This is a genomic window from Blautia sp. 2227st1_G12_2227SCRN_220401, from assembly GCF_039062885.1.
In the GTDB taxonomy this organism is placed as follows: domain Bacteria; phylum Bacillota; class Clostridia; order Lachnospirales; family Lachnospiraceae; genus Blautia_A; species Blautia_A fusiformis.
In genome coordinates this window covers 1-17,709 of the sequence record NZ_JBCLNI010000005.1, presented here as the reverse complement: position 1 = coordinate 17,709, position 17,709 = coordinate 1, and the positions used below count along the sequence as shown (strand labels likewise).

Sequence of the window (17,709 nt, the reverse complement as noted above, 5' to 3'; positions counted from 1 at the left end):
AGAAACAATGGATATGAACAATGTAAATATCGAAGAAATCGTTAAACAGGTTCTCTCCGGCATGACAGGAAACGCTCCTGCAGCAGCTGCTGCAACAAGCGCTCCGGCTGCTCCGGCAGGAAACACAATTCCAAAAAAAGCAAGAGTAGCAATGATGACAGAGAAGAAACATTTTGAGCTTCAGGAGTATGATCTTCCAGAAGTTGGTGACGACGACATCCTCGTTAAAGTTGAGGGCTGCGGCGTCTGCGGAACAGATGCTCATGAGTACAAAAATGACCCGTTTGGTCTTATCCCAGTAGTTCTCGGACATGAGGGAACCGGTGAGATCGTAAAAATGGGTAAAAACGTTAAAGTTGATACAGCTGGTAAACCGGTTAAAGTCGGCGACAAGATCGTTACCTGTATGATCTTCAAAGATGATCCGGAAATCACAATGTTCGACCTTAACAAGAAGAACGTAGGCGGCGCTGACGTATATGGACTTCTTCCGGATGACGACGTTAAATTCAACGGCTGGTTCGCTGATTACATCTTCATCAGAGGCGGAAAATTCGGTTCTACATTCTTTAATGTAAGTGACCTGGATCTTGATTCCCGTATCCTCATCGAGCCATGTGCAGTACTTGTACATGCTGTAGAGAGAGCAAAAACAACAGGAATCCTGAAATTCAACAGCAGAGTTGTTGTTCAGGGTTGCGGACCGATCGGTCTTATCTGCATCGCAGTTCTCCATACAATGGGCGTTCATAATATCTGTGCAGTAGACGGAAATGAGAAACGTCTTGAGTTTGCCAAGAGAATGGGAGCAAACACAACCGTTAACTTCATGAACTTCAAGGGCATTGAGGCACTTACTGAGGCTGTTAAAGAGGCTCAGGGCGGACATCTTGCAGATTTCGCTTTCCAGTGTACTGGAAATCCTCATGCACACTCCAACATCTACAAATTTATCCGCAACGGCGGCGGTCTTTGCGAGCTTGGTTTCTTCATCAACGGTGGAGACGCTACCATCAACCCGCACTTCGACCTCTGCTCCAAAGAGATCAACCTTGTTGGTTCCTGGGTATACAACCTCAGAGACTATGCAACAACATTTGATTTCCTTAAGAGAGCAAAAGCAATCGGACTTCCAATGTCTGAGCTGATCACACACAAGTTCCCGCTTGAGGAGATCAACGAGGCACTTGAGACAAACCTGGCAATGACAGGTCTTAAGATCGCGATTGTTAACAAATAACCTTAACGGGAAAGGAGAAGCAACATGGCAGAAGCTGTAGGAATTCTGGAGGTCTTCGGACTTGCGACAGCCTTTGTGGCAGCTGACGCCGGGTGCAAGGCTGCAAATGTCCACCTGGAGGTATTCGATAAGAATAAACCGGCGAATGCGGACAGCCTGCCAGTACCGCTTCTTGTCTGCATCAAGTACCGCGGAAGCGTGTCAGATGTCACGGCAGCGGTAGAAGCCGGCATGAAAGTCGCAGAGAGCATGACAGGCGTGGTACAGCATTACATAATCCCCAACCCGGAACCAGGTACACAGAAAATGCTGAAAATCAGCGCCCTGGATAAAGATTAAGAGGATTCCGAAGTTCACTTTACAAAAGTGGCGGAATCATATATGATAAAAATGTAACGAAGATAAGATTCAGGAGGATAGAATCATGGCACAGGAAGCATTAGGAATGGTTGAGACAAGAGGCCTCACAGCTGCGATCGAGGCAGCAGATGCAATGACAAAAGCAGCAGAGGTTGCTCTGGTAGGAACAGAGAAGATCGGTTCTGGTCTTGTAACTGTTATGGTTCGTGGAGACGTAGGCGCTGTAAAAGCAGCAGTAGAGAGCGGAAGCGCAGCAGCATCCAGACTTGGAGAGCTTGTAGCTACACACGTGATCCCGAGACCTCATACAGACGTAGAGAAAATCCTTCCAAAGCTCTGATTCAGGCTTTGAGAGGAACGGAAATTAATTAAGGAGTTCGCTCATGGGAAAATCATATGGATTTATAGAAATCACTGGTGTAGTTGCGGCGATCAATGCCCTGGACATCATGTGCAAAACGGCAGACGTTGAGCTGGCGTCATGGGAGCGTAAGCTGGGCGGACGACTGGTGACCCTGATCGTACAAGGCGATGTATCAGCAGTTACAGCAGCTGTCAACGCAGCAGTAGAGCAGGCTATCAAGAAGCCTGCCAGCTATGCGGTAATTGCCAATCCCCACGAGGAAATCGTCAAACTGGTTGAGCTGAGTGCAAGCCGATGGAAAAAGAGACAGCAAGAAAATCCGGAAGAAGCACTGGAAAGCAAAAACAGCAGCAAAAAATAAGCTGCTGCACCAAAATAGTCAGAAGTAAACAGAACAAATAAAGCATTTATAATCCACAAGGAGGATATGATCATGACACAGGAAGCATTAGGAATGGTTGAGACAAGAGGACTTACAGCAGCTATCGAGGCAGCTGACCAGATGTGTAAAGCAGCTAACATTGCTCTGGTAGGAACAGAGAAGATCGGTTCCGGTCTTGTAACAGTTATGGTTCGTGGAGATGTAGGAGCAGTTAAATCTGCAGTAGAGAGCGGAAGCGCAGCAGCATCCAGACTTGGAGAGCTTGTAGCTACACACGTAATTCCGAGACCTCATACAGACGTAGAGAAAATCCTTCCGGTTCTTAAATAATCTAACTGATCAGTTCCAAGACGCACCGGCCTGAGGGCCATTAAGGCTTCCGGCCGGTGTGTTTTGAGTTAAGTTCAGTCATGAAACCGAAAGAAAGCAGGTGTACTCTTGGAAACGAATAATATTGAAATGATCACAAAAATGGTGATCGATGCGATCAACAAAAACGAAGACAAGGGCAATGGTTTCGTTGTTCCTATCGGAGTTTCCGCAAGACATATTCACCTGACACAGGAGCATGTGGAGGCGCTGTTCGGAGAAGGCTATCAGCTCACAAAGAAAAAGGATCTGATGGGCGGACAGTTTGCATCCAACGAAACAGTTACCATTGTGGGACTGAAGCTCCGTGCGATCGAGAATGTAAGGATCCTCGGACCTGTCCGCAGTAAATCACAGGTTGAGGTTTCCGCAACAGATGCGATCAAGCTGGGAATGAAGGTTCCGGTACGTATGTCCGGTGATCTTGCAGGAAGTGCACCGATCGCCATCGTCGGACCGAAAGGTGCCATTTATCTGAAAGAGGGATGTATTGTGGCTATGCGTCACATTCACATGGCTCCGAAGGATGCCCAGGCTGCGGGTGTACATGATGGTGATGTTGTTTCCGTTAAAGCTGACAATGAGCGCGGAACGATCTTTAATCAGGTTAAGATCCGTGTTGATGACAGCTTTACACTGGAAATGCATATTGATACAGATGAAGCAAATGCAGCAAGAATTGCCACAGGCAATACAGTTACCATAATCAAATAATATTCCTCCTTCGGGGATGCCGTTTCCGGCATCCCCAGCAGAGGATATAGAGAAAAACGGAGGCTCATATGATCGTAGGCAAAGTAGTTGGAAGTATTGTTTCCACACGAAAAAGTGAAAAACTCATAGGAAATAAATTCATGATCGTGGAGCCGGTGCATCATATGAAAGCCGAGCACAGCCAGATTGTCGCTATTGATATCATCGGTGCGGGAATCGGCGAATATGTATTGGTGGCACAAGGAAGCGCAGCAAGAATTGGCTGCGGCGTAGAAACAGCACCGGTAGATGCCGCCATCGTCGGTATCGTAGACGACGGTGCAGGATTGGAGTAACGCCATGGATATCAAAGAATTACAGAAAATTATGCAGGAGAATGGTGTTGTCGGAGCAGGTGGAGCAGGTTTCCCTACATACATGAAACTGACAGACAAAGCGGATACCATTCTTATGAACTGTGCAGAGTGCGAACCATTACTGAAACTTCACAGACAGTTGTTGGAGAAGCACGCATACGAGATCATGAAAACATTCGATATGGTTGCGGAGACGGTAGGAGCTTCACAGGCCATTATCGGAATCAAAAAGTCTTATGTACAGACGATCAATGCTTTAAATCAGCATATTGAAGAATTCCCGAGGGTTAAGATCCATCTTCTGGATGAGGTTTATCCGATGGGTGATGAGGTTGTTCTTATTTATGAGGCAACCGGACGTGTGGTACGGCCCGGAGGACTGCCGATCGAGCAGGGAGTAGCCGTATTTAATGTAGAGACTCTCTACAATGTATACCGCGCGGTAGAAGAACATAAACCGGTCACATGTAAATATGTTTCCGTTGTTGCTGAGGTTGAGAACCCTGTTACAGTGAAGGTTCCGTTGGGATGTACACTGGAAGAGGTTGTTGCCCAGGCAGGCGGTACAACTGTAAAGGATCCTGTATATTTCGTTGGCGGCCCGATGATGGGACGTATCGGAAATGGTTCAGACCCGGTTACAAAAACAACGAATGCAATCCTGGTTCTTCCAAAGGACCATGTTATTGTCATGAAGAAGCAGCGGACTTCTTCTATAGATCTGAAGAGAGCAGCATCGATCTGCTGCCACTGCCATACATGTACAGATCTTTGCCCGAGACATAATCTGGGACACCCGATCGATCCGGCAATGTTCATGATGGCAGCATCCAATCAGGATTTCAGAAATGTAAATCCTTATATCAATTCTGCATTCTGCAGCTCCTGTGGTGTCTGCGAGATGTATGCGTGTCCGCAGAGCCTGGCTCCGAGAACACTGCTTGCAGATATGAAGGGCGGACTTCGTAAGGCAGGGATCAGACCACCTCAGGGTGTTCAGCCGAAGCCGGTTCAGGAGTCCAGAGAATACCGCAAGGTTCCTGAGGAGCGTCTGATGGCACGTCTGGGACTTACCAAATATGACAAGGATGCACCGCTTCAGGAAGAACTTGTAAACGTATCGAAGGTAAAGGTTCTCTTAAGCCAGCATATCGGTGCACCGGCACAGGCAATCGTAAATGTAGGCGATATGGTAACAGAAGGCCAGATGATCGCACAGCCTGCACAGGGATTAAGTGTCGGAATCCATGCAACCATCAGCGGTAAGGTTACAGAAGTGACAGACCGCCATGTTGTAATTGCAAGAAATTAGAAAGGACGTGCACAAAATGAGTAGAGCAATCGGAATGATTGAGTTTAAAACCACACCAGCTGGTATCACTGCAGCAGATGCCATGGTTAAGACATCTGAAGTAGAGATCGTGGAGGCGCAGACAGTATGTCCGGGAAAATATATTGCAATTATCACCGGAGATTTAAGCGCAGTAAAAGCTGCTGTAGACACAGCTGTAACAACATACGAGGACAAATGTATTGACAGTTTTGTACTGGGCAATCCACATGAGTCCATTTTCCCGGCAATCTACGGAACCACACAGGTCGAGGAGATCAGTGCCCTGGGAATTCTTGAGACCTATGATGCAGCATCTATCATCGAGGCGGCAGATCAGGCAGCTAAGACAGCTATCGTTGATCTGATCGAGCTTCGTATCGCCAAGGGTATGTGCGGTAAATCATACATGCTTCTTACCGGCGAGGTTTCTGCAGTGGAGGCTTCTATCGAAAGAGCAAAAGAGCTGGTAGCTGAAAAAGGAATGTACATGGATTCCTCAGTGATCGCTCATCCGGACAAGAGAATGATCGATACGATCCTTTAATATTGTCTTTATATCTGAGGGATATCCTTTTGAAGGGTATCCCTGCAATGACATCTGAAAAGGAGGCATCTTATGCTAGCATTAGAGAGAAGAAATCTGATTCTCGAGAAATTACAGGAAGAGAAAAGGGTTGTTGTAAGTGAACTAAGCCAGCTTTACAGTGTCTCAGAAGAAACCATCCGCCGTGATCTGGACAAGCTGGAAAAAGAGGGACTTGCCACAAAGAGTTATGGCGGTGCGGTGATCAACGAAGATGTCGGTATTGATTTACCATTTAATGTTCGTAAAAACCAGAATGTACAGGGAAAGCAGAAAATGGCGGAGATTGCTGCTTCCATGGTGAATGACGGAGATCACATTTTTCTGGATGCCAGCACAACGGCAGTTTTTGTAGCCAAGGCTCTGAAAGAAAAGGAACGTCTTACCGTTGTTACCAATTCTATGGAGATCCTTCTGGAGCTCTCGGATGTATCCGGCTGGAATATTATTTCCACCGGTGGAGTGATGAAGGAAGGATATCTTGCATTTCTTGGTGCCAGGACCGAGGAAGTGATCCGTTCTTATTATGTGGACAAGGTGATCTTTTCCTGTAAGGCATTAAACGAGGATATGGGGATCATGGAATCTAAAGAAGCCTTTGGAACAACCAAAAAAGCCATGATCAATTCCGGAAAAATGCGTATTCTGGTGGTAGACAGCACGAAATTTGATCAGACTGCTTTTTCCGTGGCAGGACAGCTGCGGGATATCGAGACGATCATCACAGACAAAAAACCGTCTGAAAAGTGGTTGGATCATTTCAACAGGCATAAGATCGAATGCATCTACCCGAAATAGACGGAACATATATTGTGAAACGATTATGTTCATGAGCATGCAGTGTATGCGGAATGCGGAGATCCGCTTTACTTTATCCGAACACAGACAGACAAAAGAGAACTGTGTTTCGGTTTGACGAGAGGGAGCAGTTTCTATGAATACATTTGAAATGAAAACAGCCATCCATTTTGGAGCTGATGCCCTGGGAAGACTGAGAGATATTCCATACAAAAGAGTCCTTGTTATCACAGACCCGTTTGTTGTAAAAAGCGGAATGATCGATATGATCACAAAACCGCTTCAGGCAGGTGGAAAAGAATTTGATATTTTCTGTGATGTTGTTCCGGATGCACCGGTTGGAAAAATTGCCGAAGGAGTTAAGAAATTCCTTCAGTATCAGCCGGAAGCTATTGTTGCAGTAGGTGGTGGTTCTGCCATCGACTCTTCCAAGGCAATCCGTGAGTTTGCCCTGAAGATCAATAATTACGGAAAAGTCGGACTGGTTGCCATTCCTACAACAAGTGGTACCGGTTCCGAGGTTACTTCTTTTGCAGTTGTAAATGATACAGAAGCACATGTGAAGTATCCGCTGATCTCAGACAGCCTGACCGCTGATGAGGCAATTCTGGATGCGGAGCTTGTACGCAGTGTTCCGCCTGCGATTACAGCAGATACAGGTATGGATGTTCTGACTCATGCAATTGAGTCTTATGTCAGCATCAACCATAATGAGTTTACATCTGCACTTGCAGAGAAAGCAATCGAGATCTGTGGCGTATATCTTTATCGTGCATATGTTGACGGTAATGATATGCATGCAAGACAGAAGATGCATGTAGCGTCCTGTCTGGCAGGACTTTCCTTCAATGCAGCAGGTCTTGGAATTACTCACAGTATGGCTCATCAGCTGGGTGCTATTTTCCATATTCCTCACGGAAGAGCTAATGCGATGCTGTTGCCGCATATTGTTGAATATAATGCAAATATCAACAAACGCAGCAGAAGCCAGAAAGAATATCTTCCGGCAGTAAAGAGATATTCCAATATTGCACATCTTCTTGGACTGAGCAATTATAACGAAGTTATGAGCGTAAGATCTCTTGTAAACTGGATCCAGTTTATGCAGAAAGAGATGAATATCCCGCTTACCATCGAAGAGATGAAGACGATCACACCGGATGCTTATTTTGCGGCGGTTGATAAGATGGCGGATATGGCACTTGCGGATGCCTGCACAGCGGCAAATCCGCGTGTACCGAAGAAAGAGGATATTATTAAGATTTATACTAAACTTTGGTCTTTTTGATAAAAGATGAAAACCGCAAAGGGGCCGCAAAGCCGCGGCCCCTCTGCACACCCCTCGGGCTTTTTTTAGAGTGCTTGACTGTGGCGGGCGGAAAGGTTATTGACTTGTGCCTGTATGCTGCGGTTGTTCCGGGTTGAACGTTGTGCCGATGGGGCGCTGTGGGCGCCTTGAATGTGTGACGTTGTTGGCAGGGGCTGGCGCGTTTGTGAACGCCGCGCTTGGTTTGCCGGGATGGTTGTGGTGTGTGTTTACGTACGTGTGGTATGCGTAGCATTTCGAGGATTGTAAAATTGGTCTGATATGGGTGGGATTATTTATCAGGAGTTGCTGGGAGGTTGAGCTGGGATGGAGGTTTATACCGGGTATGGTGATAAGGGGATGACGGATCTTTCCCATACGAAGAATGTTTCAAAGTCGGATGATCGGATTTGTCTGATGGGGTCAGTTGAGGAGCTGATGAGTCATATTGGGCTTGTGCGGGTTCTGGTTGATGATGTGGATGTTGTCCGGATGCTGGAGAAAATCTCGGAGACTTTGAAGAAGATCATAGATGGGGTTTCTGATCCTTATAATCGGGAGTTTAAGGTCAGTGAAGACCGGACGGAGCTTCTGGAGGAGGAGATTGGCCGGATGAAAGAGATTTTTTCCGGAGAGAGGCTTCCGATTCTTCCGGGGGATTCCCGAGTTGCGGCTGAGATTGATGTGACAAGAGCTGTGGCACGGAGGGCTGAGAGAGAGCTTGCGCTGGTCAGCGTGAAGTTTGGATCTGATACCGGAGCCAAGAAATATATGAACCGTCTGTCAGATTATTTTTATGTGCTGGCAAGGTATGTGGATGTTGCGAAGATTGAAGAGAAGAAGACAGATATTTCTGAAAGTGTTCAGAAATCTGTGAAAGCAGAAACTGCTGGGATTGTAGCTAATGTTGGGGCAGAGGCTGTAGGAACTGTTGGAAGTAGTGCAGATGTTGCAGCGGGTACATCAGCGGTGGATGTAAGAGCACAGGATTCGCAGATGGTGCAGAAAAGGGATGTACAGACTTTTAATGCGCAGAATGGGACTGTGACGACAGCAGTGGGAGGAAATACGGCGATGGCACAGAATGACAGTATGGCAGCAAACACGGCGATGATCCAGGAAGTGCTGAAGCGTATGGGTATCCAGGGGCGTATCACATTGGATTCTGCCAAGAGGCTTATCGAGAAGATCGAGCAGGAAGCTTTGAGAAGAAACAAGCCTTCTGTAATTGCGATATGCAGCCCGGATGGAAATCCGGTTGCGGTTCATGTGATGGATGGATCTTTTCTTGTAAGCTTTGAGGTGGCTTTGAAGAAGGCTTATACATCGGTTGCAGTGAAGATGTCCACCATGGAGCTTTCCAGATTGACACAACCGGGCCAGACATTTTATGGTCTTGGAAAAATGAGTGACAATATTGTGATATTCGGAGGCGGTGTACCCCTGAAGGTTGGAGACACCATCATCGGCGGTCTCGGTATCAGCGGCGGTACCGGCGAAGAGGATAACAGCCTTGCAGAGTATGGACTGCAGGTACTGAATGAGGTACTGTAGGATACAGGATAAAAACAAAACGTATAGACAGCTCAGAGAGAATAAATAAAAGGGACGTGTTGCAGTGATGATTTTTAAATCAATACTGCGGCACGCCCCTTTTGAATTATTTACTTCCAGCTAATCTTCAGGCATTTAACGGAAATATCACTTTTTTCCGGCGCCTGGACCATGTTCTGGATGAAATAGGTCTTTGTCATGGATTTTCCGGGCTTTAGGTTCAGTGTCAGGTTCTTGGTCCAGTACATCTGGTCATAGATACCGGAACCTGTGGTGATCTGTACTTTTGCGGTGGTGATGGTTTTTGCAGAAGTATTGGTGAATTTTAAGGTATAATAGGTCTTCATGTCATTGGGGCCATACTTGATACCGGCAACACTGATCTTCAGATTTTTGACGGTAGGTTTGGCGGCCGGTGCGGATACGGTAATAGTGATCTTACGATTGACACCGTTTAAGTTTGCGGTAACCGTGGCTGACCCTTTTTTCTTTGGGATAAGATAGTTTCCGGAAATGGCAAGTACGGAAGGCTTGCTGGATTTTGCATTTTTGATGGTCAGACTGGTACCGCCCTTCAGATTGATGAGGGAACGCATGCTGACTTTGGAGCCAACCTTGAGTGTAGTCTTGGAAGCGCGGAAGGTTGCTACGGTTTTTGAAGGAGAGGTTACTTTTCCGGTCAGCTTACAGGCTGTGGCCTTTGGGTAGGATAAAGTGATCTTTGCGGATCCGGCTTTGAGAGCCTTCAGGGTGACTGTGAAACGGCTGCGTTTTTTGGAATCCTGAGTGATGCTCTGTACCTTGAGAACAGAGCTGTTGGAAGAAGTAACCTTGAATTTTGATTTGCTGATGGTTTTTATGTAGGGATCAGAAATCTCAATTCCGATGGAAGTGGTTTTTCCGGTTCGGATGCTCTGGTTCAGATAATTGTTGTTGGTGATAAAAATTTCCGGTACTGCCTGTTTGATGGTGACCTCATAGTCACAGTCTACCGGTACCGGACATTCTTTATTGCCGAAATCGAACTCCAGGTAGCCATCCTCTATGTTGTCATCGTAGGTGAAAAAGGTTTCCTTGTATGCCAGCGGTGTATAATTTGAAGTGTTCAGCTTAACCACATTGATCCCATCGATGGAAAATGTGGTGCTTTTTGGGATGACTCCCTTGGGTGAATAAAAGCTTACACGGACTGTCACGGCATAGATCCGTTTTTGGCAGTTTGCATTTTTGATGTTGATCGGGAAATTAATGTCTGAAGACTCATCTTCGATCACACCGTCGGTATCACGGATAGTGGAAGTGGTTCCTTTGGTCACGACCCGGACTCTGGCGTGAGCATCCTGGGGAAGCAGGAGCACAATAAAGGAAAAAAGAATCAGGAAAAAAATTGTTTCGATGGTTTTTATTTTTCTTTTACACATAACAAACCCTCCTTTTTTTATGAGTATACCGGCTGTTACTGAACAGAGGCCCGGGTACTCCATGAATTCATGGTCCTCTGCTGCGGAACAGTATAAACAGACTCTTTCTCTTATATCATTATAACAGGAAACCAGGTAGGAAGTGCATTGTGATTTTTTTGTATCAATTGGCAATTTATCTGTAAATGTGTTAAAATAAAATATTCGGAAAACAGCAGCGATTCGACAATGAAAAAGAGAAGCGTTACAGTTCCGATGGGAACGTAACAGAAAGGATCATGTCGATTTATGACGAAACAGGAACTTTTAAAGACCCATTTCGGGTATGATACATTCAGAGAAGGGCAGGAAGCGGTGATCGATGCGCTTCTTGCAGGAAAAGATGTTCTGGCAGTGATGCCAACCGGCGCAGGAAAATCCATCTGCTATCAGGTACCGGCACTGATGATGAAGGGGATCACACTGGTAATATCACCGTTGATCTCCCTTATGAAGGATCAGGTGAGAAGCCTGAACCAGGTCGGCATCTCAGCAGCATACCTCAACAGCTCTCTGACGCAGGGGCAGTATTTCACAGCCTTGCGCTATGCAAAGGCAGGACGATATCCGATCATCTATGTAGCACCGGAGAGGCTTACCACAGAGGCGTTTCTGGATTTTGCGCTGAGCGCGGATATTTCCATGATCGCAGTGGATGAGTCACACTGTGTATCACAGTGGGGACAGGATTTTCGGCCAAGCTATCTGAAGATCGCAGAGTTTGTGGCACAGCTTCCAAAAAGACCGGTGATCGGTGCATTTACAGCTACAGCCACGAAGGAGGTCAGAGAGGATATTGCAAGACTTCTGGGGCTTCAGGATCCCTTTTGCACAACCACAGGATTTGATCGGGAAAACCTTTATTTTGCAGTGAAAACACCGAAAGATAAATATAAGGAAGTACACGATTACATACTGGAGCATCCGGACGACAGTGGAATCATCTACTGTCTCACCAGAAAGCTGGTGGAGGAGGTCTGCGGAAAGCTGATCCGTGACGGCATCACGGCCACCAGATATCATGCAGGACTTTCTGATGAGGAACGCCGGAACAATCAGGATGATTTTATTTATGACCGCTGTCGTGTGATGGTAGCCACCAATGCATTTGGAATGGGAATCGACAAGTCCGATGTGCGTTATGTCATTCATTATAATATGCCGAAGAACATGGAAGGCTATTATCAGGAAGCAGGCCGTGCGGGCCGTGACGGCGATCCTGCGGAATGTATCCTGCTTTACAGCGGGAAGGATGTGGTTACCAATCAGTATCTTATCGAGAGAGGACAGGATAACCAGGAAATGGAAGCGGCAGCCTGGCGCCTTGTCCGGGAGCGTGATCGGGAGAGGCTGAAGCAGATGACCTTTTACTGCTTTACCCATGATTGTCTGCGTGAGTACATCCTGAAATATTTTGGGGAATACGGAAAAAGCTACTGCGGAAACTGCCTGAACTGCCAGACCGAGTTTGAAGAGCAGGATGTGAGCCAGGAGGCCAGGGCAATGATCCGGTGCGTGGAAAGCAGTGGTCAGAGATACGGAGTGAACGTGATCCTGGATACTCTGCGCGGCGCATCTACGGCGAAGATCCGGCAGTATGAGATGGATGGAAATCCGGAATATGGAGTCTGTGCAAAGATTCCGGCACACCGGCTGCGGCAGATCTTTAATTATCTGGTACTGAAGGAATATCTTTATCTGACGGATGACGGATATACGATTGTGAAGCTGACTGCCGCTTCTAGGTCACTTCTGGAGGAGGCGCATATCCTCACAATGAAAATGTCAAAAGAGCTGGAGACGAAGAAAAAAGAGAAACGGAGCAGACTTCCGAAATCTGCAGTCGGGGAGCTGGGAGAACAGGATGAGCCCCTTTTTCAGAAGCTCCGTGCTCTTCGCCTGGAAATCGCCAGAGAGGAAAAAATCCCCCCTTATATGGTCTTTTCCGACAAAACCCTTATCCATATGTGCATTCTAAAGCCTGGAAACGAGGAGGAAATGCTGAATGTGACAGGAGTCGGCAGGCACAAGTACGAAAAATACGGAAAAAGGTTTATAGACGCGGTGAAAAATCTGTAGGAAATAGACTTTTGCCGTCGGAAAATGAAGAGCGAAATGTTCTGAAATTTCTTGCATTTTAAAGAGGCATTTGTTAGAATAAGACAAGCAGGAAACATCCGGCGGCTATAATGCGGCCGGATCGTTTTTAACTGTATCATATTTCTGCTGCATGTTCCGGTGCAGCGTACAGGCATTTCGCAAGCAGAGTTCTATGCAGCAGTGGAATCCCTTCGAGTAGATGGACCGACTGTGTGAGATATCCGTTGGTCAGAAGCAAGCAGTGAGGTGGATGATCGTATCCGCTTTCAATTAAGACATAATCTGGTGCTGGTCACTGCGTAAACAGAGATCAGGCTCCTTCACGATCTGCGTCGGCTTTTTCATGCAGAAAATCTGCCCTGCCGGCTTTTTTTCTCATACAGAAGAGTAGCATGTATTCATAAAGACATGAACATAGCCCGTCTGCAAAACGGGAATCCGTTCCGGCATGACTGTTCTCCGCCAGGCCGAAAAAGCTGTATTTACATAAAACAGCCCAATTCCTCAAAAAGCAGGATATCCGCAATATGTGCGAGATCCTGCTTTTTGTCATGTAATACTCTGATATGTGCCATTAAGACGTGGAAAAATATTTCAGCGTCTTTTATATTTGCCGGGGGTGATCCCCTTGTACTTTTTGAAGGTACGGATAAAATAGCTCAGATCATTAAAGCCATTCCGATAGGCAATCTCTGTGATGGAATCATCGGTGGTAGCCAGCTGGCAGCAGGCCTGCTCGATCCTCTGGCGGTTGAGGTAATCCATTGGTGTCTGATGCGTCATCTCGGAAAAGAACCGGCAGAAATATTTGGGAGACATGGAAACCGAAGCGGAAAGCTCCTGCAGGGTAATGGGGCTGGCATAGTTCTTTTCAATAAATTCCACGACCTGCTTCAGCTGGACAATGCGCTTGTAATCTCGTCTGGTTTTCCGCAGGCTTTCCAGGTAGTAATGATTACCAAAAACCAATCCGAAAAAGTGGTAAAATTGTCCAAACACAACCAGCTCATATCCTGGCTTCCTCTGCCAGAAAGAATCAAAAAGAGAGTTCACCGCTCTCTGGATATCAGGCTGCTTTTCGGTGAAATGGTGATAGATCAGCAGCTCCTGGTGGCTGATCTTCTGCATATATTCTGTGCAGACGGAATTAAATTTCAGAAACATGTTCATATCAAAAACAATGCACTGATAGATACAATCCTGAGGAATTCCGGAATGCAGAACTCCACTATTGACAAAAATCACATCTCCGGCTTTTGCTGTAAAACTTTTTTCGTCTAAAGTGACGGTGAGAGTGCCCTGTAATACACGCATGATTTCACATTCTACATGCCAGTGGTAGGACATGACATAGCGTGGATGGCTGCTGTCAATGTGGTGGAATTCAAAAGGAAATTCATAGGTACCTCGAAGTCTGTCCTCATTTCTTCCAAGATCGTGCAAAATACAACCCTTCTTTCTTAAATTTTATAGTTTTTTTAGGAACTCATATGAAAAAGTGAATATTGTACTGTTTTTTGCTATTATAACACAAGTAATTTAAAAGATGCAATCGTATAATAAAAGCATAGTTCAGACAGGAGTTGTTGGAACGTAAAAAAACAGTAAGTTATAATAGTGAATATAAATTTAGGAGGTAATTGTTACTATGGCAAAGAGCAGATTAGTAGGCAGCTATCCGGTTATCGGTATCAGACCAACCATCGACGGACGTAGAGGAGCCCTCGATGTAAGAGGATCTCTGGAAGATCAGACTATGAACATGGCCAAATCCGCAGCAAAGCTTTTCGAGGAGAACCTGAAATATTCAAATGGTGAGCCTGTAAAAGTTGTTATTGCTGATACCACCATCGGACGTGTTGGTGAGAGCGCTGCATGTGCGGATAAATTCCGTAAAGAGGGTGTAGATATCACTCTTACAGTTACACCATGCTGGTGCTACGGAGCTGAGACCATGGATATGGATCCACAGACCATCAAGGCTGTATGGGGATTCAACGGAACAGAGAGACCTGGTGCTGTATATCTGGCATCCGTTCTTGCTACACATGCACAGAAGGGCCTTCCAGCATTCGGTATCTACGGACATGACGTTCAGGAAGCTGACGACACATCCATTCCGGAAGACGTTAAAGAGAAACTGTTAAGATTCGGTCGTGCAGCAGTTGCAGCTGCATCCATGAGAGGTAAATCCTACCTGCAGATCGGTTCTGTAACAATGGGTATTGGCGGATCTATCATCGATTCTGATTTCATCGAGTCCTATCTCGGAATGAGAGTTGAGTCTGTTGATGAGGTAGAGATCATCCGTCGTATGACAGAGGGTATCTACGATCACGAAGAGTTTGAGAAAGCTCTCAAATGGGCAAAAGAGACCTGCAAGATCGGCTGGGACAAGAACCCGGAAGAGCTTCAGTTCTCACCAGAGAAGAAAGAGGAGCAGTTCGAGTTTGTTGTTAAGATGGCAGTTATCATCAAAGAGCTGATGAACGGCTGTGATAATCTTGCTCCGGAATTCTCCGAGGAAGCAATCGGACACAATGCTCTTGCAGCTGGATTCCAGGGCCAGAGACAGTGGACAGACTTCTATCCGAACGGTGACTTCGCAGAGGCTATGCTGAACACATCCTTCGACTGGAATGGCGCTCGTGAGCCGTACATCCTTGCTACAGAGAACGACGTTCTCAACGGACTTGGAATGCTGTTCATGAAACTTCTTACAGGACGTGCTCAGATCTTCGCTGATGTTCGTACATACTGGAGCCCGGAGGCAGTTAAGAAAGCTACAGGATATGACCTTGAGGGTGTTGCCAAAGAAGCTGGCGGATTCCTTCATCTGATCAACTCCGGTGCTGCTTGTCTGGATGCTAACGGACAGGCTAAAGAGGCTGACGGAACACCAGTTATGAAACAGTGGTGGGATGTTACAGAGGCAGACCAGAAAGCAATCATGGACAATACAGAGTGGTGTATGGCCGACAACGGATACTTCCGTGGAGGCGGATACTCCAGCCGTTATGAGACACGTGCTCAGATGCCTGCAACTATGATCCGTCTGAACCTTGTAAAAGGACTTGGACCGGTTCTTCAGATCGCAGAGGGATGGACAGTAGCCCTTCCGGAAGAGGTATCTGACAAGCTCTGGAAACGTACAGATTACACATGGCCATGTACATGGTTCGCTCCAAGATGCGATGGCAAAGAGGGACCGTTCAAAACAGCTTACGATGTAATGAACAACTGGGGTGCTAACCACGGTGCGATCTCCTACGGACACATCGGTGCAGACCTGATCACAATGTGCTCTATGCTGAGAATCCCGGTATCCATGCACAACGTTCCTGAGAAGGATATCTATCGTCCGGCAGCTTGGAACGCATTCGGTATGGAAAAAGAGGGTGCAGACTTCCGCGCTTGCAAGAACTATGGACCACTTTACAAATAAATCATATTGTTAAGATAACGGAATATCAAATCCTCCGGCATGCATGTGCCGGAGGATTTTTTTGTGCCATAGTATATGGATAGTTGGGAAATATACTGTTCGGATCTACGGAAAAAAGTTATAATAGAAAAAGATATATATGAATACGGGAGGTTACGTAGATGAAATATATACAGCTGAACAATACAGAGCTGAACATCAGTCCTATCTGCCTCGGAACAGCAGGATTTGGAGATAAATCAGACCTGGAAAAAAGCTTTGAGATTCTGAATGCCTTTGTATGGGCAGGCGGAAATTTTATTGATACGGCAAATGTCTATTGCAAATGGCTAAAAGGACATGGAAACTGCAGTGAGCAGATCATAGGAAAATGGCTGAAAGAGAGTGGCATGCAGGGAAAAGTTATTGTGGCAACGAAGGGCGCGCACTATTCCTTTGAGGATCCGGGCCGCAGCAGAGTGAACAAAGAAGATATCCGCATGGACCTGGATGAGAGCTGCCGCACACTGGGAAAAGATGAGATGGATTTTTACTGGCTTCACAGAGATGATCCGGAGAAACCGGCGGAGGAAATCGTGGATATTCTGGAAGAATTGAAAAAAGAAGGCCGGATCCGTTATTATGGATTTTCCAATTACCGCACAGAGAGGCTGAAAGAAATTGCTCAGTGTCTGAGAGAACGAAATCTTTCAGGGATCACAGCAGTATCCAATCAGTGGAGTCTTGCAGGAATCAATCCCGGAGGAAATACAAATCCGGATCCTACACTTGTGGAGTTTTCCAGGGAAGAATATCAGTGGCACTGTGAGACAGGCGCTGCTGCCGTTCCGTTTTCTTCCACTGCAATGGGATTTTTTTCAAAACTTCAGAAAATGGGGCTTTCCTTTACAGATGCAGAGGTGGATGCATCCTGGATGAGGGAGAAGGAAACACAGATCACAGGTCTTTCAGAAAGTATGAAAAGATCCTACTGGAACGAGACAAACTTTCGTACCTATCAGAAGCTGTTAAAGCTGCAGAAAGAAACCGGCCACAGCCTGCAGGCCCTGTCTTTGGCATACTTTTTCCATCAGCCATTCCAGACTGTGCCTGTAACCGGTGTCAGCAATCCTTCACAGCTAAAAGATGTACTGGATGCCTGTGAGATCGACCTTGCACCGGAACTGTTCGGAGGCTGGGTGAGTGCAGGAGGATGATATAAGTAACTAAATATATTGTAAAAAGATATTAAATGTGTTTAAATGTACTTATGGAGGTATATTATGAATACATCAAATATCACAAATTATAAACCAAAAGATTTTGCTGAATTATTAGGTGTTTCTGTAAAAACGCTTCAGAGATG

Annotated in this window: 17 protein-coding genes; 15 read left to right on the top strand and 2 right to left on the bottom strand. The window is 46.2% G+C overall.

What is annotated here, in order from left to right:
• Positions 1-7: 7 nt before the first annotated feature.
• The 12 genes from ABCM67_RS03575 to ABCM67_RS03520 all read left to right on the top strand — a co-directional run bounded on the left by ABCM67_RS03575 (position 8) and on the right by ABCM67_RS03520 (position 9,359).
• A complete protein-coding gene (locus ABCM67_RS03575; protein WP_015525954.1) occupies positions 8-1,240 on the top strand; it encodes a zinc-binding dehydrogenase in 1,233 nt (410 codons plus the stop codon).
• Between the two features lie 24 nt (positions 1,241-1,264).
• Positions 1,265-1,579 (top strand): BMC domain-containing protein, encoded by a 315-nt coding sequence (locus ABCM67_RS03570; protein WP_015525953.1) that lies wholly within the window; start codon positions 1,265-1,267, stop codon positions 1,577-1,579.
• Between the two features lie 85 nt (positions 1,580-1,664).
• Positions 1,665-1,940: a propanediol utilization microcompartment protein PduA gene (pduA, locus tag ABCM67_RS03565; protein ID WP_015525952.1), complete on the top strand. Its 276-nt coding sequence runs from the start codon at positions 1,665-1,667 to the stop codon at positions 1,938-1,940.
• A 43-nt stretch (positions 1,941-1,983) separates the two neighbouring features.
• Positions 1,984-2,325, top strand: a complete 342-nt coding sequence (locus ABCM67_RS03560; protein WP_118368606.1) for a BMC domain-containing protein — start codon at positions 1,984-1,986, stop codon at positions 2,323-2,325.
• 72 nt (positions 2,326-2,397) lie between these two features.
• Positions 2,398-2,676 (top strand): BMC domain-containing protein, encoded by a 279-nt coding sequence (locus ABCM67_RS03555; RefSeq protein WP_342992507.1) that lies wholly within the window; start codon positions 2,398-2,400, stop codon positions 2,674-2,676.
• A gap of 108 nt (positions 2,677-2,784) precedes the next feature.
• Entirely contained in the window at positions 2,785-3,429 is a 645-nt protein-coding gene (locus ABCM67_RS03550) for a phosphate propanoyltransferase (protein WP_044961540.1), read from the top strand.
• 68 nt (positions 3,430-3,497) lie between these two features.
• Complete coding sequence (locus ABCM67_RS03545) at positions 3,498-3,764, top strand: EutN/CcmL family microcompartment protein (RefSeq protein WP_015525950.1); 267 nt, start codon at positions 3,498-3,500, stop codon at positions 3,762-3,764.
• A gap of 4 nt (positions 3,765-3,768) precedes the next feature.
• A complete protein-coding gene (locus ABCM67_RS03540; RefSeq protein WP_015525949.1) occupies positions 3,769-5,097 on the top strand; it encodes a 4Fe-4S dicluster domain-containing protein in 1,329 nt (442 codons plus the stop codon).
• Positions 5,098-5,113: 16 nt separating this feature from the next.
• Entirely contained in the window at positions 5,114-5,662 is a 549-nt protein-coding gene (locus ABCM67_RS03535) for a BMC domain-containing protein (protein ID WP_015525948.1), read from the top strand.
• Between the two features lie 72 nt (positions 5,663-5,734).
• Positions 5,735-6,499, top strand: coding sequence for a DeoR/GlpR family DNA-binding transcription regulator (locus tag ABCM67_RS03530; protein ID WP_022426929.1), 765 nt, complete (start codon positions 5,735-5,737; stop codon positions 6,497-6,499).
• A gap of 136 nt (positions 6,500-6,635) precedes the next feature.
• The gene (locus ABCM67_RS03525; protein ID WP_015525945.1) at positions 6,636-7,787 is read left to right on the top strand and encodes a 1-propanol dehydrogenase PduQ; all 1,152 of its coding nucleotides are present in this window, start codon (positions 6,636-6,638) and stop codon (positions 7,785-7,787) included.
• 345 nt (positions 7,788-8,132) lie between these two features.
• Complete coding sequence (locus ABCM67_RS03520) at positions 8,133-9,359, top strand: cob(I)yrinic acid a,c-diamide adenosyltransferase (RefSeq protein WP_288162040.1); 1,227 nt, start codon at positions 8,133-8,135, stop codon at positions 9,357-9,359.
• Between the two features lie 110 nt (positions 9,360-9,469).
• On the opposite strand, the gene ABCM67_RS03515 is transcribed toward ABCM67_RS03520, so the two are convergent.
• Complete coding sequence (locus ABCM67_RS03515; protein WP_178016119.1) at positions 9,470-10,780, bottom strand: hypothetical protein; 1,311 nt, start codon at positions 10,778-10,780, stop codon at positions 9,470-9,472.
• 288 nt (positions 10,781-11,068) lie between these two features.
• Between ABCM67_RS03515 and recQ the strand changes: the two genes are divergently transcribed.
• Positions 11,069-12,898 carry a DNA helicase RecQ gene (recQ, locus tag ABCM67_RS03510; RefSeq protein ID WP_178016118.1) on the top strand — a complete coding sequence of 610 codons (1,830 nt, stop codon included), beginning with the start codon at positions 11,069-11,071 and terminating at the stop codon, positions 12,896-12,898.
• Positions 12,899-13,513: 615 nt separating this feature from the next.
• Here the strand turns inward: recQ and ABCM67_RS03505 are convergent.
• A complete protein-coding gene (locus ABCM67_RS03505; protein ID WP_021651531.1) occupies positions 13,514-14,362 on the bottom strand; it encodes an AraC family transcriptional regulator in 849 nt (282 codons plus the stop codon).
• Positions 14,363-14,567: 205 nt separating this feature from the next.
• Between ABCM67_RS03505 and ABCM67_RS03500 the strand changes: the two genes are divergently transcribed.
• A complete protein-coding gene (locus ABCM67_RS03500) occupies positions 14,568-16,364 on the top strand; it encodes an L-fucose isomerase (RefSeq protein ID WP_015525941.1) in 1,797 nt (598 codons plus the stop codon).
• Positions 16,365-16,525: 161 nt separating this feature from the next.
• On the top strand, positions 16,526-17,560 hold the full coding sequence (locus ABCM67_RS03495; RefSeq protein WP_129974565.1) for an aldo/keto reductase: 1,035 nt from the start codon (positions 16,526-16,528) through the stop codon (positions 17,558-17,560).
• The last annotated feature ends 149 nt before the right edge of the window (positions 17,561-17,709 follow it).

Bases quoted from the DNA above. Each gene is read 5' to 3' on its own strand.
- ABCM67_RS03575 (WP_015525954.1), top strand. From the start codon at position 8: ATGGATATGAACAATGTAAATATCGAAGAAATCGTTAAACAGGTTCTC.
- ABCM67_RS03570 (WP_015525953.1), top strand. From the start codon at position 1,265: ATGGCAGAAGCTGTAGGAATTCTGGAGGTCTTCGGACTTGCGACAGCC.
- pduA (WP_015525952.1), top strand. From the start codon at position 1,665: ATGGCACAGGAAGCATTAGGAATGGTTGAGACAAGAGGCCTCACAGCT.
- ABCM67_RS03560 (WP_118368606.1), top strand. From the start codon at position 1,984: ATGGGAAAATCATATGGATTTATAGAAATCACTGGTGTAGTTGCGGCG.
- ABCM67_RS03555 (WP_342992507.1), top strand. From the start codon at position 2,398: ATGACACAGGAAGCATTAGGAATGGTTGAGACAAGAGGACTTACAGCA.
- ABCM67_RS03545 (WP_015525950.1), top strand. From the start codon at position 3,498: ATGATCGTAGGCAAAGTAGTTGGAAGTATTGTTTCCACACGAAAAAGT.
- ABCM67_RS03540 (WP_015525949.1), top strand. From the start codon at position 3,769: ATGGATATCAAAGAATTACAGAAAATTATGCAGGAGAATGGTGTTGTC.
- ABCM67_RS03535 (WP_015525948.1), top strand. From the start codon at position 5,114: ATGAGTAGAGCAATCGGAATGATTGAGTTTAAAACCACACCAGCTGGT.
- ABCM67_RS03530 (WP_022426929.1), top strand. From the start codon at position 5,735: ATGCTAGCATTAGAGAGAAGAAATCTGATTCTCGAGAAATTACAGGAA.
- ABCM67_RS03525 (WP_015525945.1), top strand. From the start codon at position 6,636: ATGAATACATTTGAAATGAAAACAGCCATCCATTTTGGAGCTGATGCC.
- ABCM67_RS03520 (WP_288162040.1), top strand. From the start codon at position 8,133: ATGGAGGTTTATACCGGGTATGGTGATAAGGGGATGACGGATCTTTCC.
- ABCM67_RS03515 (WP_178016119.1), bottom strand. From the start codon at position 10,780: ATGTGTAAAAGAAAAATAAAAACCATCGAAACAATTTTTTTCCTGATT.
- recQ (WP_178016118.1), top strand. From the start codon at position 11,069: ATGACGAAACAGGAACTTTTAAAGACCCATTTCGGGTATGATACATTC.
- ABCM67_RS03500 (WP_015525941.1), top strand. From the start codon at position 14,568: ATGGCAAAGAGCAGATTAGTAGGCAGCTATCCGGTTATCGGTATCAGA.
- ABCM67_RS03495 (WP_129974565.1), top strand. From the start codon at position 16,526: ATGAAATATATACAGCTGAACAATACAGAGCTGAACATCAGTCCTATC.